The following is a 26391-nucleotide window of genomic DNA, read 5'->3' as shown; positions in this document are numbered from 1 at the left end:
GTTAACATGTTTCCCACATCAAAAACCTGTTGGCCTCAAGGCCGGTAGCAGGTGTCATCCTTCAGACAGGAGTTTTTTAATGTCCAAACAACAGATCGGCGTTGTCGGTATGGCGGTGATGGGCCGTAACCTGGCGCTCAACATCGAAAGTCGTGGTTATTCCGTCTCTATCTTTAACCGTTCATCAGACAAAACCGACGAAGTGGTTGCTGAGAATCCAGGTAAAAATCTGGTGCCAAGTTATACCGTTGAAGAGTTTGTTGATTCACTGGAAAAACCACGCCGTATCCTGCTGATGGTGAAAGCGGGTGAAGCAACAGATAAAACTATCGCTTCACTGACGCCACATCTTGATAAAGGTGACATTCTGATTGATGGTGGCAATACTTACTACAAAGACACCATCCGTCGTAATCGTGAACTTTCTGCACAAGGCTTTAACTTTATCGGTACTGGTGTTTCCGGTGGCGAAGAGGGCGCATTAAAAGGTCCTTCAATCATGCCTGGTGGTCAGAAAGAAGCCTACGAGTTGGTTGCACCTATTCTTGAGAAAATTGCTGCTCGTGCCGATGATGGTGAAGCCTGTGTTGCTTATATTGGTGCAGACGGTGCTGGCCATTATGTGAAAATGGTTCACAACGGTATCGAATACGGTGACATGCAGTTGATCGCAGAGGCTTATTCTCTGCTAAAACAGTCTTTGGGTTTGAGCAACGAAGAGCTGGCAAGTACCTTTACTGAATGGAATAAAGGCGAGCTGAATAGCTACCTGATTGATATCACGAAAGATATCTTCACCAAGAAAGATGAAGCCGGTAAATATCTGGTTGATGTGATTCTGGATGAAGCTGCCAATAAAGGCACCGGTAAGTGGACCAGCCAAAGTTCTCTGGATTTGGGTGAGCCATTAACACTGATTACTGAATCTGTGTTTGCCCGCTATTTGTCTTCTCTGAAAGACCAGCGTGTTGCTGCATCTAAAGTACTGACCGGCCCTAAAGTACAGCCTTTCGCCGGTGATAAAGCTGAATTTATCGAGAAAATCCGTCGTGCGCTGTATCTGGGTAAAATCGTTTCTTATGCACAAGGTTTCTCTCAACTGAAAGCGGCTTCAGAGGAGAATAACTGGGATCTGCATTACGGTGAAATCGCTAAGATTTTCCGTGCCGGTTGCATTATCCGGGCGCAGTTCTTGCAGAAAATCACAGATGCTTATGCAGAGAATGCCGATATTGCTAACTTGTTGCTGGCACCATACTTCAAGCAGATTGCTGATGAATACCAGCAAGCACTGCGTGATGTTGTGTCTTATGCTGTTCAGAACGGTATCCCGACACCAACATTCTCTGCTGCGATTAACTACTACGATAGCTACCGCTCAGCAGTATTGCCTGCCAACCTGATTCAGGCGCAGCGCGACTATTTTGGTGCGCATACTTATAAGCGTGTAGATAAAGAAGGTGTATTCCACACTGAATGGATGGAGTAATCCACCTTTCGGCTACTGCGCATTCGCATTTTGAGGTTGGGCAGTGCTCGTCACCCTCACGTACTGAGTGTACGTGAGGGTGACTGCTCGCTGTCCGCAATCAAACGACTTCCGCTTGTTATGCCTTTAGTGGTAAATACCCTTGAGTACATTGTGTTGATGAGTGGTTTACCACAATAAAAATGCCCCCGCAGTTAAACCGTCGGGGGCATTTTTTTATCCTGCAGAAGTGTACAAGAAAATTACTTCTCGTGGCGCTCCCGTAGGCGGCCAATCACTTTACTGAGATCCAAATCCTGATCTTGTAATAACACCAACAGGTGATACATCAAATCTGCGGATTCGTTGGTCAACTCTTCGCGATCATTCACTGTCGCGGCAAGGGCGGTTTCTACACCTTCTTCCCCCACTTTTTGCGCGATGCGTTTAGTACCACTGGCATAGAGTTTGGCCGTATAAGAGCTGGCCGGATCGGCTGATTTACGTGATGCTAGCAGCTGCTCTAATTGATACAGGAAACTCCAGTCGCTGGCCGCCGGTGCGAAGCAACTGTTATTGCCCAAATGACAGGTCGGGCCGATAGGATTAACCAGAATCAACAGGGTGTCATTGTCGCAATCAGGGTAGATATTTACCACATTGAGGAAGTGCCCTGAGCTTTCGCCCTTCGTCCATAGCCGCTGTTTGGTACGCGAGAAGAAGGTCACTTTGCCGGTTTCTTCTGTCACCGCCAGTGCTTCCCGATTCATATACCCCATCATCAGAACTTCACCGGATACGGCATGCTGAACGATCGCTGGCATCAGATTGTCGACTTTTTCCCAATCTAGTTGGTTAATTTGTTGTTCGCTTAACACACTCTTATCTCCACGCCTTGTTCAGACAAATACTTTTTCAATTCGCCGATATTAATGATTTGCTTATGGAACACTGAGGCTGCTAGTGCGCCATCAACATCTGCATCACGGAACGCTTCGAGGAAGTGTTCCGGTGTTCCGGCTCCGCCAGAGGCGATCAGCGGTACATGACAGATAGCACGTATCTGCTTCAATTGGCGCAAATCATAACCGTTACGCACGCCATCCTGATTCATCATATTCAGCACAATTTCACCGGCCCCACGTAATTGGACTTCTTTGATCCAATCTTCGGTCTGCCAGGTGGTGGCTTTGGTGCGCTTTTCGTCACCGGTGAACTGATAAACCTGATAACTATTACTTTCCGCGTCATACCAAGTATCAATACCGACAACAATGCATTGTACGCCATAGCGGTCGGCCAGTCGGGTAATTAACGTTGGGTCCGCAAGGGCCGGTGAATTAATGGAGATTTTATCGGCGCCAAAAGTCAGAATCTGACCGGCATCTTCAACACTCTTAATCCCACCGGCAACGCAGAAAGGAATATCAATCACTTCCGCGACCCGTGATACCCAGCTTTTATCGACAACTCGACCATCTGCGGAGGCTGTAATATCGTAAAATACCAGCTCGTCGGCACCTTCTTGCGCATAACGCTGCGCCAGCGGCACGATGTCCCCAATGATTTCATGGTTACGGAACTGGACGCCTTTAACGACTTGCCCGTCTTTCACATCCAGACAAGGAATTATACGTTTTGCCAGCATGCGATCGCCTCCTTCACGTTAAATTTGCCGTCCAGTAGCGCGCGGCCCACAATCACACCTTGCACACCACTGCCACGTAAGCGGGCGATATCATCCAGACAGCCAATACCGCCGGAGGCCTGAAATGCCACTTGTGGATAGCGCTGACACACTTCCTGATACAGCTCGACATTTGAGCCACTCAAGGTGCCATCACGGGAAATATCGGTGCACAGCACATGTTTCAGGCCGAAAGGCAGAAATTGTTCAACAATTTGCTCTAATGTGGCATCGGAGTTTTCCTGCCAGCCACTAATAGCCACTTGCTTGCGACCGGCCTCATTAATACGGACATCCAGAGCTAATACAATGGTTTCTGAACCGTAGCGCTCAAACCACTGTTGCACCATTTCAGGTTGCTTAACGGCGGTTGAACCGACTACAACGCGCGTCGCGCCAGCTTCCAGTAATGCGATAACATCTTGCTCGTTGCGGATACCACCGCCGACTTGCACTGGCACATCAACACCAGCCAGTAACTCGCGCAATAATGGGATCTGGCGAGCCGCAGGATCTTTGGCTCCAGTCAAATCAACCAAATGCAATACCTGAGCGCCTTGCTGTTGGTAATCCTGTAAGCGTGGCAATGGGTGATTGCCATAGTCGCGCTGCTGGCCGTAATCGCCTTGATGCAAACGCACCACCTTGCCTTCGATCAAATCCAAAGCGGGAATAATCATGGTGCTTACATCTCCAGAAAGTTTTTCAGCAGTTGGGCTCCAGCCGCTCCGGAGCGTTCCGGATGAAACTGCACACCAAAGAAGTTGTCTTTTTCGACTGCGGCGGTAAACGGCTCGCCGTAATTGGCTTGGGCGATGGTATTTGGGCATATTGGCATTGCATATCCGTGCACAAAGTAGAAATAAGTTCCGTCTGGGATACCACGGAACAGATGATTTCCCGCCTGCGCGGTAATCTGGTTCCAACCCATATGCGGTAACGGTAAACCGAAGTCCGTCATCTGTTTTACCGGGGTATCAATAATACTGAGCGTCTCGATACCGCCACTTTCTTCACTGCTGGTTGCCAGCAACTGCATGCCGAGGCAGATACCTAACACTGGCTGGGTACAGCTTTTAATTAACTCGATAAGTTCGCGTTGCTTTAATTGGTCCATTGCGGCGTGCGCTGTGCCGACGCCGGGTAGGAATAACTTATCGGCGCGCAGCACAATCTCCGGGTCACGGCTGATAACCGGCGCATAGCCTAAACGCTGCACCGCATAGGTGACAGAGGAGAGGTTGGCACAACCGGTATCCAGAATCACCACTTCCATCACAGCACTCCTTTGGAACTTGGCAGGGTGTTACCCTCAACACGGATCGCCTGGCGCAAGGTGCGGCCAAATACTTTAAACAGACTTTCTACCCGGTGGTGGTCGTTGCGGCCTTTGGTTTTCAAATGCAGGGTGCAGGCCATAGCATAAGAGAGGGAGCGGAAGAAATGCTCGACCATCTCGGTGCTGAGGTCACCAACGCGCTGGTAGTTAAACTCAGCTTTATATTCCAGGTGCGGTCGGCCGGAAATATCCAGCGCACAACGTGCCAGGCATTCATCCATTGGCAGCACAAAGCCAAAACGGCCAATACCGCGTTTGTCACCCAGTGCATTGTTAATGGCCTCGCCCAGTGCCAGCGCGGTATCTTCCACGGTGTGGTGGTCATCAATATAGAGATCGCCACTGACCTGAATATCCATACGGAAACCGCCATGAGTGGCAATTTGATCCAGCATGTGGTCAAAGAAGCCGACGCCGGTTTTGATCTTGCTGCCACCTTCGCGATCCAGCCAGACATCAACGTCAATCGCTGTTTCTTTGGTGACACGGTTAACGTGAGCATGACGATCGCGCTGTGTCAGTTGCTTGGCGATTTGTGACCAATTCAGACCATCACGTTGATAACGTAAACCACTGATGCCCATGTTTTGAGCCAGTTGCAGGTCAGTCTCGCGGTCACCAATCACATAGCTATTGGCGCTGTTCATCACCCCCTCAGCTAAATAGCTTTCGACCAATGCGGTTTTTGGCTTCCGGCAAGCACAGTTATCTGACGGCAAGTGTGGGCAAATCAAAACCTGCTCAAAATTGATCCCCTGAGAGCTGAAAATCTGCATCATCAGGTTGTGCGGCGGATCAAAGGTTTCTTGAGGGAAACTGCTCGTCCCCAAGCCATCCTGATTAGTGATCATCACCAAACGATAATCTGCTTTTTGCAGTGCCAGTAATGCCGGGATCACCTCTGGCTCCAGCGCCAGTTTATCCAACCGATCAACTTGATAGTCTTCCGGTGGCTCAGCAATCAAGGTGCCGTCTCGGTCAATAAAAAGAAATTTCTGGCTCATATCGTTTCCTTACGGATGCTGGAGGTATGGGTCTTCTCAGTTTTATTCGTGCTATTGAGGCTATCAATACCTGGCAAGGGAGCCAGAGCCGCAATGACTCGCTCACACTCTTGACGGGTACCGATAGTAATGCGCAAGCAGTTGGATAAACTTGGCTGCTTATTTTGGTCACGCAAAATAATGCCTTGATCCCACAGTGTTTTGAACACACTGCTGGAAGCAGTGAAGCGCGCCAGCAAATAGTTACTTTCGCTGGTAAATACCTGTTCAACACAGGCGCAGTCTTGCAGCGCATTCTGAAGCCATTCGCGATTGGCTCGAACTTCATTTACCCGCTGGCGCATTTGCTCAAGGCCCTGCGGGCTGAGTGCTTGTGCGGCAATATCAGCAACCGGTGTTGATAATGGGTAGGGCGCTATCACTTTAAGCAGCAGTTGGATGATATCGCTGTTGGCGAGTGTAAAGCCACAACGTAAACCCGCTAATGCGAAGGCTTTCGATAAGGTGCGCAAAATGACTAAATTCGGATAATCTTTTAACCAACCACTCACTGAGGCTTGTGGACAGAACTCAATATAGGCTTCGTCGATAGCCACGATAGCGCGGCCTTGTGCCAGTTCCAGTATTTCACGTAAATCAGCAGGGTTGATTAAGTTGCCGGTCGGGTTGTTTGGGCTGCAAACGTAAATCAGTTTCACCCCATCCAAACTCTCTTTAATGGTGGGTAAATCCAATTGCCAGTCGGCTTTAGCCTGAACTGTACGCCGTTCAACACCAAAGGTTTCGGCACTCACGGCATACATACCATAAGTCGGCGGGCAGAACAGAATGGCATCTTTACCCGGCTCGCAGAAAGCACGAATCAGCAGTTCAATACCTTCGTCGGCTCCACGGCTGACCAGAACTTGCTCCGTCTCTAAACCCGCGTAGGCGGCATAGCGCTCAATAACCAGCTTGGGTTGGCATTCGGGGTAGCGGTTGAATGTTTGCGCCGTGAGTTGGTATTCGGTCGCCAGCGGATATTCATTCGCATTGAGCCACACATCGCCATTTCCCCCCAAGCGGCGGGCAGACATATAAGGGGTCAATGCGCGGACGTTGGCGCGCGCCAAATCAGTGACATTGGCAGACTTACTCATGCTTGCTCCTTATTGGTGGCCGTCAGGGCAGCGACACGTAGGGTGACGGCGTTTTTGTGGGCGGTCAATTGTTCAGCCTGCGCCAGAGTTTCAATGGTTGATGCCAGACCTAACAGCCCCTGTGGGGTTAGCTGCTGCACAGTCATCCGTTTAACAAAGTCGGCCAATCCCAAACTGGAATAGGTCGAGGTATAACCATAGGTTGGCAGCACGTGGTTAGTCCCGGAGGCATAGTCACCGGCTGATTCTGGCGACCAGTCACCCATAAACACGGAACCGGCATTATCGATTTGATCGATAATATCTTGCGGTTGACGTATTTGCAGAATCAAGTGTTCTGGACCGTATTCATTGCTGATATCAATGCATTGTTGTAAATCTTTGGTGATGATCAAACGGCTGCTTTCCAGCGCCTGGCGGGCGATATCAGCACGCGATAACTGCTGGAGTTGCTCTTCAACAGCGACAGCTACCGCTTGAGCAATAGCCGCGTCTGGGGTCAGCAACACGACTTGAGAATCTGGACCATGCTCGGCCTGAGACAGCAAGTCAGAGGCGATAAACGCTGGTGTGGCACCGCTATCGGCGATAACCAACACTTCTGACGGGCCTGCTGGCATATCAATCGCTGCGCCATCCAGCCGTTGGCTGACTTGGCGTTTTGCTTCAGTGACATAAGCATTGCCCGGCCCAAAGATTTTATTCACTTTGGGTACTGACTCACTGCCGAAGGCCATGGCGGCGATGGCTTGCGCCCCACCAATCTGGAACACTTCTTGAATGCCACATAATTGCGCGGCATACAGAATTTCATCGGCAATCGGTGGTGGAGAACATAAAATGACTCGCTGACAACCCGCAATGCGCGCCGGGGTACCGAGCATCAGCACGGTAGAGAGCAGTGGAGCCGAGCCACCGGGAATATATAAGCCGACGGAGGCTATCGGGCGAGTAATCTGTTGGCAGCGCACGCCCGGCTGCGTTTCAACATCCACCACCGGCATTTTCTGCGCATTGTGGAAGATTTCAATATTGCGTACCGCTTGTGCCATGGCTTGCTTGATGTCGTCATTCAGGCGTCCGGCGGCAGCGGCTATCTCATCGCTACTGATGCGGATATCATTAACTTGCACAGTATCAAAACGTTGGCTGAAATCACGTAAAGCGCTGTCGCCCTCGGCTTTCACCCGGTCGAGGATTTCGCTGACTGTCGCGGTAATCCTGTCTGATGCATTAATAGCCGGGCGGCTCAGCAGCGCTTTTTGCTGTTCTTTGCTGCATTGCTGCCAGTAGATTAGGGTATTGAAATTCGTCGGCTGCATGGGTTACTCCATCATTTTTTCAATCGGTAATACCAGAATGGAGCTGGCACCCAGCGCCTTCAGTTTTTCCATGGTTTCCCAGAACAGCGTTTCGCTACTGACCATGTGCATGGCTACGCGGCTCTTGTCTCCTGCCAATGGCAGAATAGTCGGGCGCTCAGCACCGGGCAGCAGGGTAATGATTTCATCCAGACGCTCGCTTGGTGCGTGCATCATAATGTACTTGGATTCACGGGCTTGAATAACGCCCTGAATACGGGTCATCAGGCGGTCAATCAGTTGCTGTTTGTCAGCCGGCATTTCGCCATCACGCTGAATCAGGCAAGCTTTGGAGCGGTAGATAACTTCAACTTCGCGCAGGCCGTTGGCCTCTAAGGTGGCACCGGTTGACACCAAATCGCAGATGACATCGGCCAAACCGGCGCGTGGTGCAACCTCAACCGAACCATTCAGTAAGCAGGATTTGAAAGTAACGCCTTGTTTATCAAGATATTGCTTTAAAATGTGTGGGTAAGAGGTAGCGATGCGTTTATTTTGCAGACATTGCGGGCCGGTATACTCGGTATCCAGTGAGGCGGCGAGCGACAAGCGGCAGCCACCGAAATCCAGGCGGCGCAAGGTGAAGTAACGTGGATCTTCGCCCTGAGCTCGGCGGCTCAATAACTCTTCTTCCAGCACGTTTTCGCCAATAATGCCCAGATCAACCACGCCATCCATCACCAGCCCAGGGATATCGTCATCACGCACACGTAGGATATCGATTGGCATATTTTCAGCGAAAGCAATCAGGCGCTGTTGTTGCAAATTGATTTTAATCCCGCAGCGCGATAGCAGTTCGTGGCAATCGTCACTCAGGCGGCCTGATTTCTGCATCGCAATGCGCAAACGTGTTTTATCTAACATGGTAATCCTCTTAACCTATTAATTTAATTTTATAAAATCGTGGGCAACAAAAAAGCCCTCGGAAGATAATCTTCCGAGGGCTTTCTCTATTGCGTTCTACCGCCACCTGGAAGATTCGTTAACCGTCTTCCAGCACACATCGGCCTGCAAGACTAGTCAGGATGATGGTGATGATGGTGATTAAATTGAACGCGATTCATAGTAGCTTCTCTGTTTAGGCTTGCTGATATAGCCAAAATAGCCATATGCAGGACGTGCCATAATTTCTGTCAATCAACGTAAACCATTAAGCGGGTAGGGCGCAACCTTTTTTTCATTGGACTGTTTTATTTCAAAGCAAGCGCAGTCGTTTATCTGCTGAATGTGCCTTGCCTTTCGGTGATTATCACTTCTATTTGGGACGATTTAAGCAGAAAATTATTACGGATGACTCTTGTGCCGATGAATGAAAAATTGCCATGTTTTATGAGAATTCCAGCCGTTTGTGGAAGTCAACAGAGTCCACAATACCAAAGACTTTGCTACCACGATGGATGGAGTGACGGTCAAACACGATGGCGCGGCGAATATTATGGGGCTGAAACTGGGCGTGGAAGGCCAGATAAATAAGCACGCCAATCTCTGGGAGAATGTTGTCCAACAGGTGGGCAAGGTACCGCCTCATCGTTCAGTTATATTGATTATTTAATATGGGGAGTGGATTTTTTATATAAATAAATACCTATTAGCATGACTATAACGCCGATTGAAAATAAATATAACAATGAATTTACATTTCCAGCCTGATAATTTGGCATTCCAAACAGATCGGTTTCCATAAAGTAGCTTCTTATAGATTCAATACAAAATAAAATCCCACAAATAATGCCTGATGTGCCTAAATATCTTGCCGGATTCTTCATAAACAGTTCAAAGGTATTATTCGAAAAAAACATATGGTGCTCCATATTTTAAAGTAAACGACAAAGTGTACTTAATTAGCTTATGACGACTTTGTTTGTAGAGTCTGAAGCTTGTGTCTATCCATTATTCAAGCTTTATACACTATGAATTAATGTGAAAAAATGAATCTTCATAGCAAGATAAAACGGCTGAATCGTAAGGCGGTTAGATACTCAACATCCACAGAAATATATAACAGGATCATCGGTACATTTATTGAGCGCGGACATTATTTGTTTTAATCATACTCATTATATTGGGTGTACTATCAACCTAAAAGGGATTTTTATGAGAGTATCAACTAAATTTAACATGTTATCGGCCATTGCTGGAATAACAATATTTTTGCATTCTCCTTTATATGCCGCTGATACAGTGAGAAATTATAAATACTCATTATCTGATGGAATAGATATTTGCTTTAAGAAAGTTAAAGAAAAGCTTGGTAGTGAGACAAAGATTTCAACATTAAGTACATTTTTCTCTTCCGGGGGCGAAATTAAGTCCCGTAACGAGCCGCAAGGTGCGATGACAACTTGTAGTGTCTCTTATCTGAACCCGGAAAACGCGAATAGATTGTTAAGTATGCGCATGGATACTCGAACCGGTGAGTTTCAAAGCCCGCGCCAGGTAGAGATCCGCGTGAGTGGTGATTCAGCAAAATTCAATCTGAATAACTACCTGATTCCTCTTGATAAAATAGATATGTCGTCTCTTCCTGCGTTTATGGCAAGTCAGGAGAATAAATTGAGTGAGCGCTACTCAACATTCGCCTGGACCGGTGTCCGTCTAACCAGTCCGGGTACCTTTAGTAATAAGCATCAGTTGCGTGTTGATGTGGGCGGGCGCCTCGCCGTCAATGACATATTGGATACCGGCTATGCTGAACTCTCGGTAGATGGTAAGACAGTCAATAAAAACCGACTAGTCAAATAAGGGGAGCTGTAATCTGTATTCCTCAAGTGAAGTTAATTGGATGGATACCCATCTAACTTGAGTTTTGATGAATATACGGCTTAAGTCCCTTGCCAATCCAGGTAAGTGGACGAATTCCTAGATCGTTATAAAATCAGTCGCAGCCATCAGCGTATGGCTGCGGTAGATCTTTCCTTTGCGCATATCTTTAGATAAATCAATCAGATCCCTCAATAACAAGTCAATACCATGGTATGGTAATTGTTAGCTTTTAATTATTGGCGTAAGTTTAGGGTGAAGCCATTCTGGAGATGATGACAATGAAAAAGGTATCGATTATAGGTCTTGGTTGGTTAGGCCTGCCTTTAGCGCAATCACTGATTCGCCGTGGTGTTCAGGTGGTGGGGAGTAAAACTACGCCAGATGGTGTTGAGGCGGTCAGGATGAGTGGGATTGATTGCTATCAATTGCAACTGACTCCAGAACTGATTTGTGAACCGGATGATTTGGCGCAACTGATGGCGGCCGATGTCCTGATCATCACCTTGCCAGCCAGCCGCACCACTGAAGCTGGGGCGCAGTATTTCCAGGCGGTGCGGATGGTGGTCGATAGCGCACTGGCTTTTGGTGTGCCACGCATTATTTTCACCAGTTCGACTTCAGTTTATGGCGAAACGCGTGGTCGCATTAAAGAGAGTTCACCGCTGCAACCAGTAACTACTGCAGGTAAAACGCTGGAAGAGCTCGAACTCTGGCTGCACCAACTGCCTAATACCTCCGTGGATATCTTGCGTCTGGCGGGGTTGGTGGGTGCGGATCGTCATCCGGGGCGTTTTCTTGCCGGGAAAACCAATGTGAAAGGTGGTTCGCAGGGCGTGAATCTGGTGCATCAGGAAGATGTGATATCCGCTATCGAGTTACTGCTTAATTTACCCAAAGGCGGTCATGTTTATAATCTTTGTGCGCCCAAGCACCCACGCAAACGTGACTTTTACCCAGCCTGTGCACGGGCCTTGGAACTGACGCCGCCCGAATTTGCCCCAGAAGATATTGAAGAGCCAATCCGTGAGATTGACGGCAGTAAGATTTGCAGTGAGTTGGGGTTCGAATATGCTTATCCGGACCCTGAAAGAATGCCTTTAAACTAATGATATAAAAGGCGAGCGGCTCGAAGTGCCGCTTGCCCTTTCACTCAATACATAGCTAAGTATCATCGCTTCTGATGAATATAGGTGAGTGCCAAGGCCATCGCCAATACCAGCCCTTTGATGATGTCCATTGCATAGTAAGGCACTGACAGCATAACCAGCCCATTTTGCAGTACACCCAGAATCACGGCACCAATCAAAGTACCGACAGCATTAGGTTTACCCGAGCCAGCCAGTGAAAAACCAATATAAGCGGCTGCCACGGCATCCATCAGGTAACCGCCACCGGCATTGACTTGTGATGAGCCAATTCTGGATGCCAGTAGAATCCCACCCAATGCCGCCAAAAGTGACGACAACACGTAGGCCAGCACGCGATAGCGTACTGTGCGAATCCCCGCTAAACGGGCGGCTTCCTGATTGCCGCCAATGGCATACATCCGCCGGCCATGTTTAGTGAGCGACAAATACAACTGCACCACAATCGTCACGGCTAACATAATAAGCACGATAACCGGCACTTGCCCCAATGCTGAAAACATCTCAGGAATGACGCCTTCCGCCATATCGCCACTTGGCAGCAACATATTCTGCGTAATAGAGCCGCCGTAGCTGTAGGTCATTGCCACGCCCTGAATCACAAACAGACTGGCAAGGGTTGCCAGCATATCGGGGATCTTCAGGACCACAATCAGAAACGCGTTAAACAGGCCCACTAGCGTACAAATCAGCAGGGTCAGAATGATAGCGCCGGTGGTGCCAAAGCCGTACCAGACAAACAGCGACACCACGATGGCATTAGCCAGCGAAGCTGTCGAACCAACCGACAGGTCAAATCCCCCAATTGATAGTGAGATTGACACCCCGATAGCAATCACCGTGACAATGGCAATGGAACGCAAAATATTGATGATATTGTTCGGGTCGAGAAAATTATCTGAGGCCAGGCCAAATAACGCGATTAGCGCCACAACGGTGAGTAACATCCCCCATTTGTAGAGAAAATCAAACAACTGGTGACGCCACGGTTGCGCGTCCGGCAGGGGTATTTCTTTACTCACTGAGGGGTTCCTCCGGTTGAAAATAGTAATAATGTTTCTTCGTCGATATCTGCGGCATTCAGCTCGGCAACAATGCGGCCATCCCACAGCACACAGATACGATCACATAAGCCGACCAATTCTGAGAATTCACCGGACGCATAAATAATGCCTTTTCCCTGCTGTGCCAACCCGTCAATCAGAGTGAACAGATCCTGTTTGGCTTTGATATCCACCCCTTTGGTTGGCTCATCAAAAATCAACACTTGAGCATTGCCGCGTAACCACTTGCCGATGGCCACTTTCTGTTGATTACCCCCCGATAAACGGGCCAGTTTCTGTTGGGGCGATGAGGTGCGCACCCCAAGGCGCTGAATCAGTTCTTTAGCCCAACTCAACTCTTGGCGGCGGCTGAAAATACTCCAGCGCGAAAAACTGTCATCGGCAGCCACACTCAGGTTCATCGGGATACCTTCGTGGATAAAAATACCTTCCTTGCGCCGCTCTTCCGGAACCAGAGCCAGCCCTTGGGCGACAGACCTTTCCGGCGATTGCGGTTTCCAGGCTTTGCCCTGCAACTCACCGTGATCAACACGGCTGGGGGTGGCACCAAATAGCGCCTTGCACAATTCAGTTTTGCCCGCGCCAGCCAACCCGGCAATACCTAGAATTTCCCCGTCATGTAATGTTAGGGAGATATCGCGCAACTTATGTTGGTCATGCAACCCACTGACGGACAACAGTGTTTTATGGCTGAGGGCTGCTCGTCGTGGCGGGAAAATATCATCCAAGGTGTGACCGAGCATCTTCTCGACAATTTGCTCGCCAGTCAGGTTGCCCATGGCATCATGGCTGACGCGCTTGCCATCACGTAGCACGGTCAGTTGATCGCAAATTTCGCGCAACTCATGGATTCGGTGCGAAATAAAAACAATCGCCATCCCTTCAGATTGCAAGCGGCGCACCACGCGAAACAGCCGAGCACTCTCTTCTTGGTCCAGTGGCGCGGTGGGTTCGTCCAAAATCAGAAAGCGGCATTGATGGGAAAGGGCGCGCGCCAGCAGCACCTGCTGTTTTTCGGCTAATGTGCAAGACTCCAGCCGCTGGCGTACATTCAATTTGAGGTCGAGTTGCTTGAGTAACGCTTCGGCTTGACGGTAAAGCTGTGGCCAGTTAAGCAGATGCCCCTGTTCAGCTAGCGTATCCAGCATAATATTTTCTGCGACAGACAGCGTGGGGATCAGCGCGACATCAACCTCTTGCTGAACCACATGAATACCGTGCTGCTTTGCGTGCCGCGGGGAGTGAATATCTATCTGCTGACCATCAATATAGATCTCGCCACTATAGTGGCTGTGGGCACCGGAAAGAATCGCCATCAAGGTCGATTTCCCCGCACCGTTAGCCCCCACTAGCGCATGGGTAGAGCCGCCTTCTAGTGTGAAATCAACTTGTTGCAGGGCATGGAATCCAGAGAACGAGATAGAGATATTCCGCATCTCAAGGCGGGAGGAGGAGGTGCTGGACATAAATTTCTGCAACTGCCCTATAAAGTATTTTAACAAACCAGGCAGTCAATAATGCTGCGTAGTCCTCTTTTTTAACACAGTTTCTATTATTCGCAACAAACTAAAATAGTTAAGGTATATCAAAAAATTATTAAACAATGATGGGTATGCCCTTAAGATGGGAAAACAGTGATGGCATCGCAACGTGCAAGAAATAATGATTTAAAAGGAACAGTGGCATGAGCACCAACGCAATCCGAGTGCAGGTCGGGCCTGCAAACTATTTTTCTTTTCCGGGCGCTATCGATAAATTGAGCGAGTTTTATCCGCAGACGGCACTGGATAATGCACTGTGGATCTACGGCGAGCGTGCATTGGCGGCGGCCAGTGATTATTTACCTGCGGCTTTCCATAGCCCATATGCGGTGCATGCTTCATTTTCTACCCATTGCAGTGAGTCTACCGTCGCTGATTTGGTACAACAGGCCGGGAGTGACCGTCAGGTGGTGATTGGTATCGGCGGTGGGGCAGTATTGGATACGGCGAAAGTTGTGGCGCGACAATTGGGATTACCGCTGGTGGCGATTCCGACTATTGCGGCTACCTGCGCGGCCTGGACGCCACTTTCGGTTTGGTATAACGATGCCGGGCAAGCACTGAATTTTGAAATTTTCAAAGATGCTAATCACTTGGTGCTAGTTGAACCGCGCATCATTTTGCACGCTCCGGTGGAGTATCTGCTGGCGGGTATCGGCGATACATTGGCTAAATGGTACGAGGCAGTGGTATTGAGCCCGCAACCAGAGACGTTATCGCTGACAGTTCGTTTGGGATTACAAGCCGCGCTAGATATTCGCAATGTGCTGCTAAAGCAGAGTGAAGCTGCATTGCAGGCGGTTAAGCAGAGCGAATTGACGCAAGATTTTCTGGATGTGGTGGATGCCATTATTGCCGGTGGCGGCATGGTGGGCGGGTTGGGGGAGCGTTATACCCGAGTTGCCGCCGCTCATGCAGTACACAATGGTCTGACGCTGCTGCCACAAACTGAGCACTTCTTACACGGCACCAAGGTGGCTTACGGGATTTTGGTTCAGACCGCACTTTTGGAGCAAGATGATGCATTACAGTCACTGATTGTTGCATTCAATAAGCTAGGGTTGCCGACACATCTGGCGGCATTGGATGTGGATATTAATGACCGTGATGCTATTGAGCGCGTAATTGGCCGAATCCTGAAACCGGGAGAGTCAATTCATTACCTGCCTGTCGAGTTGAATTCAGACAAAATGTGGGCAGCAATTGAGCGGGTGGAAATTGCCGCTCAGCGCTGATACAGCGGGGAAGTAGCCGTTTTGCGGCAGCTAAAATAATATTATCGTTTCAGGTGATTTAACATCTTGTTTTTTGCTCTCAAGTTAGGGCAAAATACACCCCATGCAATAACCGACGTTTAAACGCGTCGGTTATTTTTTTGCATTCGTGTTTTCACTAAATCAAGAGGCCGGACAACGATCCGGATAGATAAACAGGTCCGCGAGCGATTATTCACATACGAAAATCGCCGTTATGAGGAAAGAAAGATGGGGCAATTATTCACACTGGCACCGGTGCCCACCGGTATGCGCTGCACATGCAGCGATTATGGAGCAACAGGTATGGCAAATACCCGTTACACCGCTCTCGTTTCCCCACTTACGTATCCCAGGCAGATACGAAGTTTCCCCGTCACCTCTGACCTGCGAGCGACACTTGCAAATTGGGTTAAAGGTATGGGGAGGCTGAATCATGACGCATAATGCTACTGTTGCAGTCGGCACCAATCAAACTGGTGTAAATAACCGCGTTCAACTCAGAAAAACACTGACGTTGGTCCAAGTGGTGATGATGGGTCTGGCTTATTTACAGCCGATGACCATTTTCGATACTTTTGGCATTGTATCCGGCCTGACCGATGGTCATGTCGCGACTTCTTACGCCATTGCGTTGATTGCGGTGCTGTTCACTGCCATCAGCTATGGCAAATTGGTTAAGCGCTTCCCATCCGCGGGATCGGCTTATACCTACGCCCAGAAATCCATTAGCCCGAATGTTGGCTTTATGGTGGGTTGGTCATCATTGCTGGACTACTTGTTCATGCCGATGATTAACATTCTGTTGGCAAAAATTTATCTCGAAGCGATTTTCCCTGGTGTGCCATCGTGGATTTTTGTTGGCGCACTGGTCAGCCTGATGACGCTGTTTAACCTGCGTGGCATCAATGTGGTAGCAAACTTGAACTCCGTCATTGTAGTGGTTCAGGTGGCTATCATGGTGGTCTTCATGGGGCTGTTGATTCATGGGGTTTATCAGGGGGAAGGTGCGGGTACATTGGTTAGCCCACGTCCGTTCTACTCTGAAAATGCCCATTTGGTGCCGATGATAACTGGGGCCACGATACTGTGCTTCTCATTCCTTGGTTTCGACGGCATCAGTTCGCTGTCTGAAGAAACACCGGATGCCGGTAAAGTGATCCCGAAAGCCATTTTCCTGACGGCGTTAATTGGCGGTGTGATCTTTATTGTGGTGTCTTACTTCTTGCAGCTCTATTTCCCGGACATTTCGCGCTTCAGCGATCCTGATGCGTCACAGCCGGAAATTATGCTGTTTGTTGCGGGTAAATTCTTCCAGTCAGTGATTCTGTGCTTCTCTTGTGTCACGGTATTGGCATCAGGTATGGCGGCACATGCTGGCGTTTCGCGCTTGTTGTATGTGATGGGGCGCGACGGGGTATTCCCGGAGAAAGTGTTTGGTTACGTGCATCCGAAATGGCGTACTCCAGCTATCAACGTATTGTTGGTGGGTGGCGTGGCATTGTCCGCTATTTCCTTTGACTTGGTAACGGCAACGGCATTGATTAACTTCGGTGCGTTGGTGGCCTTTACCTTCGTTAACTTGTCGGTGATTTCACAGTTCTATATCCGTGAGCGCCGCAATCGCACGTTTAAAGATCATTTCAGCTACCTGATTCTGCCGATGATTGGCGCAGGGACGGTCGGTGTGCTGTGGATGAATCTGGAAAGCAGTTCAATGACGCTGGGCTTGGTGTGGGGCGCGATTGGCCTGTTATATATGGTCTGGAAAACCCGCGCTTTCCGTCAGGCGTTGCCACAATTTAATGGCGAACTGGCACAGTAATAGTCTGTTATTGCTGACGAAAAACGGAGCCAAATGGCTCCGTTTTTTATTGGCTGATGTTTACCGATGGGATTAGCTCACCAAACCTCTGGCATATTCAAATAGCGCTTTCAGTAGTGCCAGCTTCTCTTTGTCGTCTTCATACTGGTTATAGAATTGCTCCAGTTGCAGCACGTAGTCTTGCACTCTCTCTGGGCTAAGTGCTGCGCGGCGATGCTCTAACCAGCGCTGTTGCTCACTGTCGGTCAAGGTATTCGGGTAATTGCGGGCGCGGAAACGGAACAACAGCGCCTCCAGCCGTGGATCTTGGAATGTGAGATCCAGCGCCGGTAGATTTTGCGGCTCAGTTTGCAGAATAATTTTCATGGTGGCGCGGTCTGCATCACTGAAAAAGCCATTATACAGTTGAGCATCCACATCATCAGAAGCCACAAAAGCCTCGGCTTCCGCAAACAGTGCCACGACTTTTTCGCGGATTTGCGGGTTTTGCCGCAGTAGTTGGAGATTTTCCAGACAGCGCTGGCGATCAATACCCAATCGCTCGGCATTCTCTGCCAACAGAGTTCTTTCCGGTGCCAGTACCGGGCATTTATTAATATGTACCAGCTTCAGTGGCACGGCGGCGTCTTCAGCATTGAGTTTATCGCGGCGGGTATACAGACGCTCGCGCAGCGTATCGCTATCCAGCGAAAGTAACGGCGACATATCCCCCGCCAGGTCACACATAATCACCGCATTTTTATTGTCGGGATGCCATGCCAGCGGCGCCACCCAACTGGTGTTTCCGCGTGCGGCGCCAAACATACCGGACACATGAACCAGTGGCGTCATATTTGCGATATCAATCAATGCGTTTATTTTATGTTTACTGCGGTGTTGGTATAGGTAATCAAATAATCTCGGTTGTGCCTGCTTAACCAACTTTGCCATGGCAATCGTGGCGTGCACATCAGACATCGCATCATGGGCATGCAAATGCTCGACACCATTGGCTTTGGTCAAATGCTCTAATTTGAAGCTCGGCAGGCCATCTTCATTTTCCGGCCAGACAATACCCTCCGGACGCAAGGCATAGCAGGCGCGCATCACATCCAGTAAATCCCAACGGGAGTTCCCACCTTGCCAGCTATAGGCATAAGGGTCATAAAAATTGCGATAGAAAATATTGCGGCTAACTTCATCATCGAAACGAATATTGTTGTACCCGAGGATGCAGGTGCCGGGCACATTGAATGCCTGATGAATTTGGCGGGCAAACTCGGCTTCATTGACCCCATTGGCTAAAGCATGCTGCGGGGTAATTCCGGTAATCATCACCGCTTCAGGCTGCGGCAGATAGTCATCTGCGGGTTTGCAGTAAATCACCAGTGGCTCTTCGATGATATTGAAATCCAAATCAGTACGCACTCCCGCGAACTGTGCCGGTCTGTCCAATGCAGGGCGCTGGCCAAAGGTTTCATAATCATGAACATAGAAAGTCGGTTGTGTGCGGTTGTCTGGCATTGCCTGAATTAGCCTCTCAAATTATGACATCGTCCATTTAAAATAAATTTTATTTAAAACAATGCCTTAATAATTGTATTTATGCGTGATTCTCTCATCTGAAATGCATCTTACCAAATAAAAACAAACTGGCCCACTTGAGCCCTCTGAGAGTGATGGCTTGCTTGTAAGAATATTCCCATTCAATGCTACATCCAATCCTATATACGCAGCATTAAAACCCATATCAAATACCCTCAAATTTAGTGCAAGTATAAAAAATATAAATACATTAACTTTTGTTTGTTATTAACATTTTGATTTTTAAGTAAAAATACTACACCAGGATATTTTGATATGACTAAAATACGTGGATTTACCGCTAAGGCTTTTCCAGGAAAAGTCTCGGTGCTCTCATCGGCTATACAAAAATCAGCTGCATTAAAAAATGGCAAATTAATCATCGCCATTTTTATCAATGCCATGTTCATGATGGCAATACCTGCGCGTGCCGTAACCATCATTGATGGTGGTGATATCGTCACTGTGCCAGACACACAGCCTTCACCATGGGATATTATTGGCGACATTGATATTGGCGATATTGGCAGCGGGACATTAAATATTTTCAATGGTGGCAGCGTAACGAATAGTGGTTATGCCTATATCGGTCGGGCCAATGGCTCTGGCGAGGTTAATATATCAGGGCCAGGTTCATCCTGGAACCATGATGGCAGTCAGATATTTGTTGGCCATGAAGGTAATGGTGCCTTAAATATTACCGATGGAGGGGTTTTATCCAGTGGCCCTGACGCGGCTTTTATTAATAGTAATGATGGCGTTTTTATTGGTAATGAAGTTGGGGTTCGTGGTATTGCCACGGTCTCTGGAGCAGGCTCCAAATTAGATGTTAACAGCGGATCTATTATTGTTGGTTTATACGGTACTGGCATACTCAATATTACCGATGGTGGCGAGTCGAGTGGTCGGCGAATTGATATAGGTAGCTATGCAGGCTCCTCAGGTATAGCGACGCTATCAGGGGTAGATTCCATCATGAAGAGTTCAGAAAGATTTGTTGTCGGCGTAAGTGGTACCGGCATATTCGATATTCTGGCTGGTGGTGTCGTTGCTAACGAAGGTATCGGTTATATCGGCGCTAATGCTGCAGGACATGGTACGGCGACCGTATCCGGTATCGGCTCTCAATGGAACAATACTGATGCTCTCTATTTGGGCCTTACAGGGGCTGGCACACTAACGATCACTGATAATGGTGAGGTTTCAGCTTCAAGCTTAGTTATTGCAAGATATGCGGGCAGTTCTGGAACTTTAAATATCGGTTCGGCGGCAGGAGAGGTTGCCAGTACAGCAGGCACACTGGATACCACATCCATCACTTTTGGTGATGGTAATGGTCAAATTAATTTCAATCATACCGATACCTCCGGTTCATATACCTTCGCCCCTGCAATCAGTGGTGTGGGCAATATAGATGTGTATAGCGGCACCACCGCGATGAGCGGCCTTAGCGATTATTCTGGTGCGACGACAATCTATGGCGGCACATTGGCAGCCGGCACCACAGGAGCTTTCAGCCGTAATGCGAATTATATCACTCAGAGCGGTGGTACTGTGGACTTGCGCGGCTATAGCCAAACAATGGGTAGTTTGAATCACTCCGGGGACTTAAATTTTGGCAGTGTTCCGGGCACGATTTTAACTATTGCGGGTGATTATACCGGCAATAATGGTCTGCTGAATTTCAATACTTTGTTGAGTGATGACACCTCGGCGACCGATAAGCTGGTGGTTGAGGGGAATACCTCCGGCACCACTCTGGTTACGGTAACTAATGCAGGCGGTAGCGGCGCTTATACCCTGAACGGGATCGAGTTGATCACGGTTGCAGGTGTTTCTGATGGTGAGTTTATCCAGAATGGGCGCATTGTCGCCGGTGCCTATGATTACTATTTAGAGCGCGGAATTGGCAGTAATGAAGCTAATTGGTATCTGAATAATACTATGCCGGCAGAGGGGCCGGGTAGTCCAGGAACTCCGGGTACTCCAGGAACTCCGGGCGAACCTTCGCCAGTGATGATTGAGCGCCCGGAAGCCAGTGGTTACAGTGCCAACCTCGCGGCAGCTAATAACATGTTTGTTACTCGTCTGCATGACCGACTGGGTGAAACCCAATATATCGATGCCCTGACTGGCGAGCAGAAAGTCACCAGCATGTGGCTACGTAGCGAAGGCGGCCATAACCGCTTCCGCGATACTCAAGATCAATTAGGGACCCAGAGTAACCGCTATGTGATGCAACTGGGCGGGGATATTGCCCAGTGGAGCAATGACGGGTTGGATCGTTTCCATTTGGGGATCATGGCCGGTTATGGTAACAGCAAAAGTACCACCGAATCGCGTTTATCAGGTTATAGCGCCCGCGCCTCAGTGGATGGCTACAGCACCGGTATCTATGGCACTTGGTATGCCAATAGCGCAGATAAAACTGGCCTGTATGTAGACAGTTGGGCGCAATACAGCTGGTTTAATAACACCGTCAATGGTCAGGATTTAGCTGCTGAAGAGTACAAATCCAAGGGGGTAACGGCCTCGGTGGAAAGCGGCTATACCTTTAAAGTTGGCGAAAATGTAGCGAAAAACGCTAGCTACTTTATTCAGCCTAAAGCCCAGGTCACCTGGATGGGAGTGAAAGCTGATGACCATAAAGAAGCCAATGGGACTAATGTATCCGGTGAAGGTAACGGCAATATACAGACCCGCCTTTGGGTGAGAGCCTTTATGAGCGGTTATGCGGATCAAGATAAAGGTAAGGATCGCGTGTTCCAACCATTTGTCGAAGCTAACTGGATCCATAACACCAAAGATTTTGGCACCACCATGGATGGCATGACGGTGAAGCAGGCGGGAGCCGCCAATATTGGTGAGCTGAAACTGGGTGTTGAAGGCCAGTTGAGCAAAAAGGTGAATGTCTGGGGTAATGTTGGTCAGCAAGTTGGCAATAAAGGCTACAGCGATACGTCAATGATGTTAGGGGTTAAATTCAATTTCTAACCGCATATAATGTCTCATTAATTTGAGATAAACACTCGTTGCCCGGCCAGTCTAAGAACTAACCATTCTATAGATGCCGGGCTCTATATCTCAATTCTTGAGGCTATTACGCTTTAATTTGGCGGATATCAATTTTATCTCTGATTAATATGTGTATTTCATAAAGTACTGCATCACTCTATCGCCACGAACTAAGTAAAGATAATAGCCTTAATATCAGACGATAGACTAGGGTAAAAAGGCTAATTTTATGAGCATAATCAATTCTCGCCAACAAGTGATATTTAATTAAATTGCAAGTTATTAGTTATAGTCATTTATTTAAATTAAATTAGTTGGTCTGATTAGTAAACTTGACAATTAATTATCATCGTCTTTAATCATAATGTTTAATTAGTAACATCCTCGAGCTTATTATCTACAGGATATACATAATGGAAGAGATGCAGTTCCTTGTTGATAGCAAAGATAACTCTATTGCTTCATCGGGGATTTATTATTGTTACATTTATTACCAAGGTGTTTATAAAAGGGTATTTACCTATCGTAGGGCAAAATCAAGGCGATACGAAATATTGATTTTTATATTAAATTTCAACGTGTTATTTATGATTTCTGGTGTCGCTTTCGTATGTTTTCGCATCACCTTACAGCGGAGTTATGGAGGTTTTATGAAAAGAGTTATGCTAGTTCTCGCGTTAATGATGTCATCTTTTTTTACTTTTAGTCAGGATGTAGAGTTAAATAACTCGAGTGATTTATCACCAGTACCAATAGCAGTTGAGTCCCCGTCCTCTGAAGAAATTGATTGTTGTGAAATATGTTGCAATATTGCATGTGCGGGTTGTGGTCCATAAAAATCATTATTGAGTATTTACTGTGTATTGCGAAAATTACGTAAATGAGTTCGGCCTATAGTAAATTCCCTTTTATAAATACATTGGTCAGTTATGTGAATATTGGTGTTAAAAATCTCGCATATAGTCGTTAGTTTAATAACTAAGTATCTACCGGTTGGCAAATGCCTGTCATTACTCTAGAGAGAATATGCCCCTCTAATTTTGGCATCAAATTCTAGCTCAAAGATTTCACTCCCCGGTTTTTGATGACGTGAGTGGTTGGATGTCTTTCAGAAAGAGGCGGACGCGCCCCATAGTCACTAAAAAATAAAATATTAATTAAAATCATGTGGTAACCATCACTCTGGCACTTTTTTGGGCAGAATGGCAACAGCAGTGTATCAGGCGGTGCTAACCCAAAAAGTCATAAGATATATTTTGAAAAAATTATGTTTCTATCTAAATGTGCCGATCTAACTCATATTTACCTGCCGTTTACTTAGCTATTCATACAATCCGCCTACTGAATATCATAGTAGGACTCATGGTGAAAACACTTCTGTTAACCGGTGCCACAGGTTTCTTGGGCGGCGCAGTATTAGAAAAATTATTGTTAGAGAACTCAGATTTTAATTACTTGTTACTTGTACGGGCTAATACACCGGAGCAGGGCGTCACTCGCATTCGAGAGAATCTGGCGAAATTTTATTTACCTAATGCGCTACTGAATAAAATAAATGCCAGCCATATTTTGTTGGGTGACTTGGCGACACCGGACAGTTTTATTAATGATCCGCGTATTGATGACGTGACACATGTTATCAACTGTGCGGCAGTGGCATCATTTGGCAACAACCCACTCATCTGGAAAGTGAATGTTGACGGCACGCTAGCTTTTGGCAGAAGAATGTCACAAGTTGCTGGTTTGCAGCGATTTATTCACGTAGGTACCGCGATGTCTTGCACACCCGATGCCGATACTCTGGTCAGTGAGCGGGTATTATCCGCAGAAGATGACGCACATTTGGTGGAATACACTAAATCGAAATCGGCGATTGAGCGCCTGCTTGCGGAGCAATGCCCAACCTTGCCATTGGTTTTCGCCCGCCCATCTATTGTGGTCGGACATACGCGCTTGGGTTGCCAGCCCTCCAGTAGTATTTTCTGGGTCTTCCGCATGGCACTAATGCTGCGCAAGTTTATGTGTTCACTGGATGATTATATTGACGTTATTCCGGTTGATTACTGCGCGGATGCTCTATTGTGCATCTTGTTGCACCCAAATTTACCCGAAAATATCTACCATATTTCTGCCGGAGCAACGGACAGTGTCAGTTTTGCTGAAATTGATCAGGCCATGTCTTCTGCTGCCAGACAGAAACCTATGGGTACGGATTATCGCCAGGTAGAATATGGTGCTTTGGTGCAGATGAGAAATCAGTTAAAAGGGATTTTTGGCCCCTGCAATGAGCGGTTAATGTTGAAAGCGATGCGGTTATATGGCTCTTTTGCCATGCTAAACGTGCGCTTTAGCAATGAACGGCTGCTTAGCTTGGGCATGCCGCACTCGCCACGTTTCACCGATTATATTGCTTGCTGTGTGGAATCCAGCTCCGGCATGACTATTCAACAACAAATGGCGGTTGATTTTAAATAAGCTCATTTCCCCGTCGAGTTGTATCCGGCGGGGAGGTGCGGTTTCGATTTATTTCTCTCAACGGAATTTCACGACTTTTCACCACCTTTAACTCAATGTTGGTCGGTAATAATTCGGCTAGACTTAGGCTTTAGCATCTTATTGGAAATAGGAATGTTGTGCGCCTGAATAAAAAAATATCGCCATTGGATAACCTGATTTACACCCATTACCGCATTACTCACGCTTTGCGTATTACGCTGGCGTTTATCCTAACCTTCATGATTATCCGTTTGTTGGCCGTTCCTGAGGGCACTTGGCCACTGATCACCTTGGTGGTGGTCATGGGGCCGATATCTTATTGGGGCAATGTTTTGCCCAGAGCGATGCAGCGTATTGGTGGCACGGTTTTTGGTGCTCTTTCTGGTTTGATCGCCCTGTATCTTGAATCTTACTCTTTGACTCTCATGCTGGCATGGTGCGGGGTCGTCATGTTCCTGTGTGGCTATCTTACCTTAGGCAAACGTCCTTATATGGCCCTGCTAATTGGTATCACATTGGCAGTGGTCTGTGGTTCTGCGCCGGGGGATATGAATACCGCACTGTGGCGCAGTGGCGATGTTATTTTTGGCTCACTATTGGCGTTGGTTTTTACCAGCATTTATCCGCAGCGGGCTTTTACGCATTGGCGGATGCAAATGAGTGATAATTTGCGTGCGATTAGCCAAATTTATGCCGCCTATCTGTCACCTAATGTGGTCGAACGTCCGCGTTTAGAACCTAAATTAAAAGCGGCGCTTAATCAATCAGTGAAGATGCGCGCGCTGATTGCTCCCTCTAGCAAAGAATCCCATATTAATAAGGATGTTTTTGAGGCTATTCAGACATTAAGCCGCAATCTGATCTGCACGCTGGAATTGCTGGTGGATGCTTACTGGTCATCGCGGGAAAGCCACTTTATTATGCTCAATGCTAAAGGGTTACGCAGTACGCAACTGCTGACGATCCGCTCTTTGAATACCTTAAGTGACAGCTTGCGTGATGGCTCACCGGCCCGCGAGCGGGAGGTTGCCGCTGAGTTGGGTGAGATTGCCACTGAATTGAAATCCCTGATGTTGGCTGTTACGCAGGAGCAGCAAATAGAAACACCGATTTATGGCTATGTTTGGTTGAGTATGGAATTGACCAAACAGCTTGAGGAATTGGATGATCTGATTAATATGACTCTGCGCCGGTGATCAATTAGGGTTTAAAGTCGATGAAATTTCTGTCTGGCGGGTAAAGCAGGTAAGATAAGTCAATGAATCTTGTCACCAGGTACAGCAAAGCGGTATGGTGCAGGTAGCCTGGTCACCAGCAATTGAATTTGTGTAAAACTTAAGTGAAGGTGTAAAAATGGATAATGCAATTAAGCCGACTTTCCAGGACGTTTTGGAGTTTGTGCGTATGTTTCGTCGCAAAAACAAGTTGCAGCGTGAAATCGTTGATAACGAAAAGAAAATCCGTGATAACCAAAAACGCGTTCTGTTGCTCGATAACCTGAGTGATTACATCAAGCCAGGTATGAGCATTGAAGAAATTCAGGCCATTATCGCTGATATGCGTACTGCTTACGAAGATCGTGTTGATGAATACACCATCAAAAACGCCGATCTGTCTAAAGAACGTCGTGAGTTGTCGAAAAAACTGAAAGCGATGGGTGAAGTTAAGTAATTTTTTACCCGCGTTAAATCAAAAAGGCTGGTAATCAATACCAGCCTTTTTGTTGTC

General features: G+C 47.7%; 24 protein-coding genes, 2 pseudogenes and 1 other annotated feature. Of the genes and pseudogenes, 13 read left to right on the top strand and 13 right to left on the bottom strand.

Features of this window, described 5'->3' with window-relative positions:
• Nucleotides 1-79: 79 nt before the first annotated feature.
• Nucleotides 80-1489 carry an NADP-dependent phosphogluconate dehydrogenase gene (gene gnd, locus N0H69_RS17335; RefSeq protein WP_050106834.1) on the top strand — a complete coding sequence of 470 codons (1410 nt, stop codon included), beginning with the start codon at nt 80-82 and terminating at the stop codon, nt 1487-1489.
• Between the two features lie 242 nt (nt 1490-1731).
• Here gnd and hisIE read toward each other — a convergent pair whose 3' ends face one another.
• From hisIE to hisL, 9 genes are all read right to left on the bottom strand, one after another.
• Nucleotides 1732-2346 carry a bifunctional phosphoribosyl-AMP cyclohydrolase/phosphoribosyl-ATP diphosphatase HisIE gene (gene hisIE, locus N0H69_RS17330; RefSeq protein ID WP_050106833.1) on the bottom strand — a complete coding sequence of 205 codons (615 nt, stop codon included), beginning with the start codon at nt 2344-2346 and terminating at the stop codon, nt 1732-1734.
• Nucleotides 2340-3116, bottom strand: coding sequence for an imidazole glycerol phosphate synthase subunit HisF (hisF, locus tag N0H69_RS17325; protein WP_050151369.1), 777 nt, complete (start codon nt 3114-3116; stop codon nt 2340-2342). The genes hisIE and hisF overlap by 7 nt, the downstream gene beginning before the upstream one ends.
• Nucleotides 3098-3835: a 1-(5-phosphoribosyl)-5-[(5-phosphoribosylamino)methylideneamino]imidazole-4-carboxamide isomerase gene (gene hisA / locus N0H69_RS17320; protein ID WP_050151368.1), complete on the bottom strand. Its 738-nt coding sequence runs from the start codon at nt 3833-3835 to the stop codon at nt 3098-3100. Before hisA ends, hisF begins: the two co-directional genes overlap by 19 nt.
• Nucleotides 3836-3840: 5 nt before the next feature.
• A complete protein-coding gene (gene hisH, locus N0H69_RS17315; protein WP_050106830.1) occupies nt 3841-4431 on the bottom strand; it encodes an imidazole glycerol phosphate synthase subunit HisH in 591 nt (196 codons plus the stop codon).
• Nucleotides 4431-5498 (bottom strand): bifunctional histidinol-phosphatase/imidazoleglycerol-phosphate dehydratase HisB, encoded by a 1068-nt coding sequence (gene hisB / locus N0H69_RS17310; RefSeq protein WP_050151367.1) that lies wholly within the window; start codon nt 5496-5498, stop codon nt 4431-4433. The genes hisH and hisB overlap by 1 nt, the downstream gene beginning before the upstream one ends.
• A complete protein-coding gene (hisC, locus tag N0H69_RS17305; protein ID WP_050122276.1) occupies nt 5495-6637 on the bottom strand; it encodes a histidinol-phosphate transaminase in 1143 nt (380 codons plus the stop codon). Before hisC ends, hisB begins: the two co-directional genes overlap by 4 nt.
• Nucleotides 6634-7959, bottom strand: a complete 1326-nt coding sequence (hisD, locus tag N0H69_RS17300) for a histidinol dehydrogenase (RefSeq protein ID WP_050134589.1) — start codon at nt 7957-7959, stop codon at nt 6634-6636. The genes hisC and hisD overlap by 4 nt, the downstream gene beginning before the upstream one ends.
• Nucleotides 7960-7962: 3 nt before the next feature.
• Nucleotides 7963-8862 carry an ATP phosphoribosyltransferase gene (hisG, locus tag N0H69_RS17295; RefSeq protein ID WP_004388789.1) on the bottom strand — a complete coding sequence of 300 codons (900 nt, stop codon included), beginning with the start codon at nt 8860-8862 and terminating at the stop codon, nt 7963-7965.
• 46 nt (nt 8863-8908) lie between these two features.
• Nucleotides 8909-9039, bottom strand: a sequence feature (His leader region).
• Nucleotides 9015-9062: a his operon leader peptide gene (gene hisL / locus N0H69_RS17290; RefSeq protein WP_002231208.1), complete on the bottom strand. Its 48-nt coding sequence runs from the start codon at nt 9060-9062 to the stop codon at nt 9015-9017. Its footprint overlaps the feature before it by 25 nt.
• Nucleotides 9063-9334: 272 nt before the next feature.
• Here hisL and N0H69_RS17285 point away from each other — a divergent pair.
• Nucleotides 9335-9550: pseudogene (locus tag N0H69_RS17285) on the top strand (autotransporter outer membrane beta-barrel domain-containing protein); the annotation flags it as partial.
• Here the strand turns inward: N0H69_RS17285 and N0H69_RS17280 are convergent.
• Nucleotides 9543-9797: a hypothetical protein gene (locus tag N0H69_RS17280; RefSeq protein ID WP_050151365.1), complete on the bottom strand. Its 255-nt coding sequence runs from the start codon at nt 9795-9797 to the stop codon at nt 9543-9545. The pseudogene N0H69_RS17285 and the gene N0H69_RS17280 sit on opposite strands and share 8 nt — an antisense overlap.
• A 123-nt stretch (nt 9798-9920) precedes the next feature.
• Between N0H69_RS17280 and N0H69_RS17275 the strand changes: the two are divergent.
• The 3 genes and pseudogenes from N0H69_RS17275 to N0H69_RS17265 form a co-directional block, all read left to right on the top strand.
• Nucleotides 9921-10046, top strand: a pseudogene (locus N0H69_RS17275) (IS1 family transposase); the annotation flags it as partial.
• Between the two features lie 46 nt (nt 10047-10092).
• Entirely contained in the window at nt 10093-10740 is a 648-nt protein-coding gene (locus tag N0H69_RS17270) for a hypothetical protein (RefSeq protein WP_050122269.1), read from the top strand.
• A gap of 299 nt (nt 10741-11039) precedes the next feature.
• The gene (locus N0H69_RS17265) at nt 11040-11867 is read left to right on the top strand and encodes an SDR family oxidoreductase (protein ID WP_050106825.1); all 828 of its coding nucleotides are present in this window, start codon (nt 11040-11042) and stop codon (nt 11865-11867) included.
• Nucleotides 11868-11929: 62 nt separating this feature from the next.
• On the opposite strand, the gene N0H69_RS17260 is transcribed toward N0H69_RS17265, so the two are convergent.
• Together N0H69_RS17260 and N0H69_RS17255 are read right to left on the bottom strand one after the other, a co-directional pair.
• Entirely contained in the window at nt 11930-12928 is a 999-nt protein-coding gene (locus N0H69_RS17260) for an ABC transporter permease (RefSeq protein ID WP_050122267.1), read from the bottom strand.
• Entirely contained in the window at nt 12925-14436 is a 1512-nt protein-coding gene (locus N0H69_RS17255) for a sugar ABC transporter ATP-binding protein (protein ID WP_050151364.1), read from the bottom strand. The genes N0H69_RS17260 and N0H69_RS17255 overlap by 4 nt, the downstream gene beginning before the upstream one ends.
• A 218-nt stretch (nt 14437-14654) precedes the next feature.
• Here N0H69_RS17255 and N0H69_RS17250 point away from each other — a divergent pair, with 218 nt between their 5' ends.
• From N0H69_RS17250 to N0H69_RS17245, 3 genes are all read left to right on the top strand, one after another.
• Complete coding sequence (locus N0H69_RS17250) at nt 14655-15746, top strand: oxidoreductase (RefSeq protein WP_050106822.1); 1092 nt, start codon at nt 14655-14657, stop codon at nt 15744-15746.
• Nucleotides 15747-15995: 249 nt separating this feature from the next.
• Nucleotides 15996-16211 (top strand): hypothetical protein, encoded by a 216-nt coding sequence (locus tag N0H69_RS22215; RefSeq protein ID WP_050106821.1) that lies wholly within the window; start codon nt 15996-15998, stop codon nt 16209-16211.
• Nucleotides 16201-17589: an APC family permease gene (locus N0H69_RS17245; protein WP_050106820.1), complete on the top strand. Its 1389-nt coding sequence runs from the start codon at nt 16201-16203 to the stop codon at nt 17587-17589. Before N0H69_RS22215 ends, N0H69_RS17245 begins: the two co-directional genes overlap by 11 nt.
• 72 nt (nt 17590-17661) lie before the next feature.
• Here N0H69_RS17245 and sbcB read toward each other — a convergent pair whose 3' ends face one another.
• Nucleotides 17662-19092, bottom strand: coding sequence for an exodeoxyribonuclease I (gene sbcB, locus N0H69_RS17240; RefSeq protein WP_050151363.1), 1431 nt, complete (start codon nt 19090-19092; stop codon nt 17662-17664).
• A gap of 336 nt (nt 19093-19428) precedes the next feature.
• On the opposite strand from sbcB, the gene N0H69_RS17235 reads away from it, so the two are divergent.
• From N0H69_RS17235 to tmaR, 5 genes are all read left to right on the top strand, one after another.
• Complete coding sequence (locus tag N0H69_RS17235; RefSeq protein ID WP_259705559.1) at nt 19429-22146, top strand: autotransporter outer membrane beta-barrel domain-containing protein; 2718 nt, start codon at nt 19429-19431, stop codon at nt 22144-22146.
• A gap of 434 nt (nt 22147-22580) precedes the next feature.
• Complete coding sequence (locus N0H69_RS22210) at nt 22581-23003, top strand: hypothetical protein (RefSeq protein ID WP_301280472.1); 423 nt, start codon at nt 22581-22583, stop codon at nt 23001-23003.
• 529 nt (nt 23004-23532) lie between these two features.
• Nucleotides 23533-24642: an SDR family oxidoreductase gene (locus N0H69_RS17225; RefSeq protein ID WP_050106885.1), complete on the top strand. Its 1110-nt coding sequence runs from the start codon at nt 23533-23535 to the stop codon at nt 24640-24642.
• Nucleotides 24643-24800: 158 nt separating this feature from the next.
• Nucleotides 24801-25859, top strand: a complete 1059-nt coding sequence (locus tag N0H69_RS17220) for an FUSC family protein (RefSeq protein ID WP_050106818.1) — start codon at nt 24801-24803, stop codon at nt 25857-25859.
• Between the two features lie 157 nt (nt 25860-26016).
• Complete coding sequence (gene tmaR, locus N0H69_RS17215) at nt 26017-26334, top strand: PTS system regulator TmaR (RefSeq protein ID WP_004711143.1); 318 nt, start codon at nt 26017-26019, stop codon at nt 26332-26334.
• Nucleotides 26335-26391: the final 57 nt, after the last annotated feature.

The organism is Yersinia alsatica (genome assembly GCF_025133195.1).
Classification (GTDB): domain Bacteria; phylum Pseudomonadota; class Gammaproteobacteria; order Enterobacterales; family Enterobacteriaceae; genus Yersinia; species Yersinia alsatica.
The sequence above is the reverse complement of the archived record's forward strand: the minus strand, read 5'-3'. Positions and strand labels throughout refer to the sequence as shown.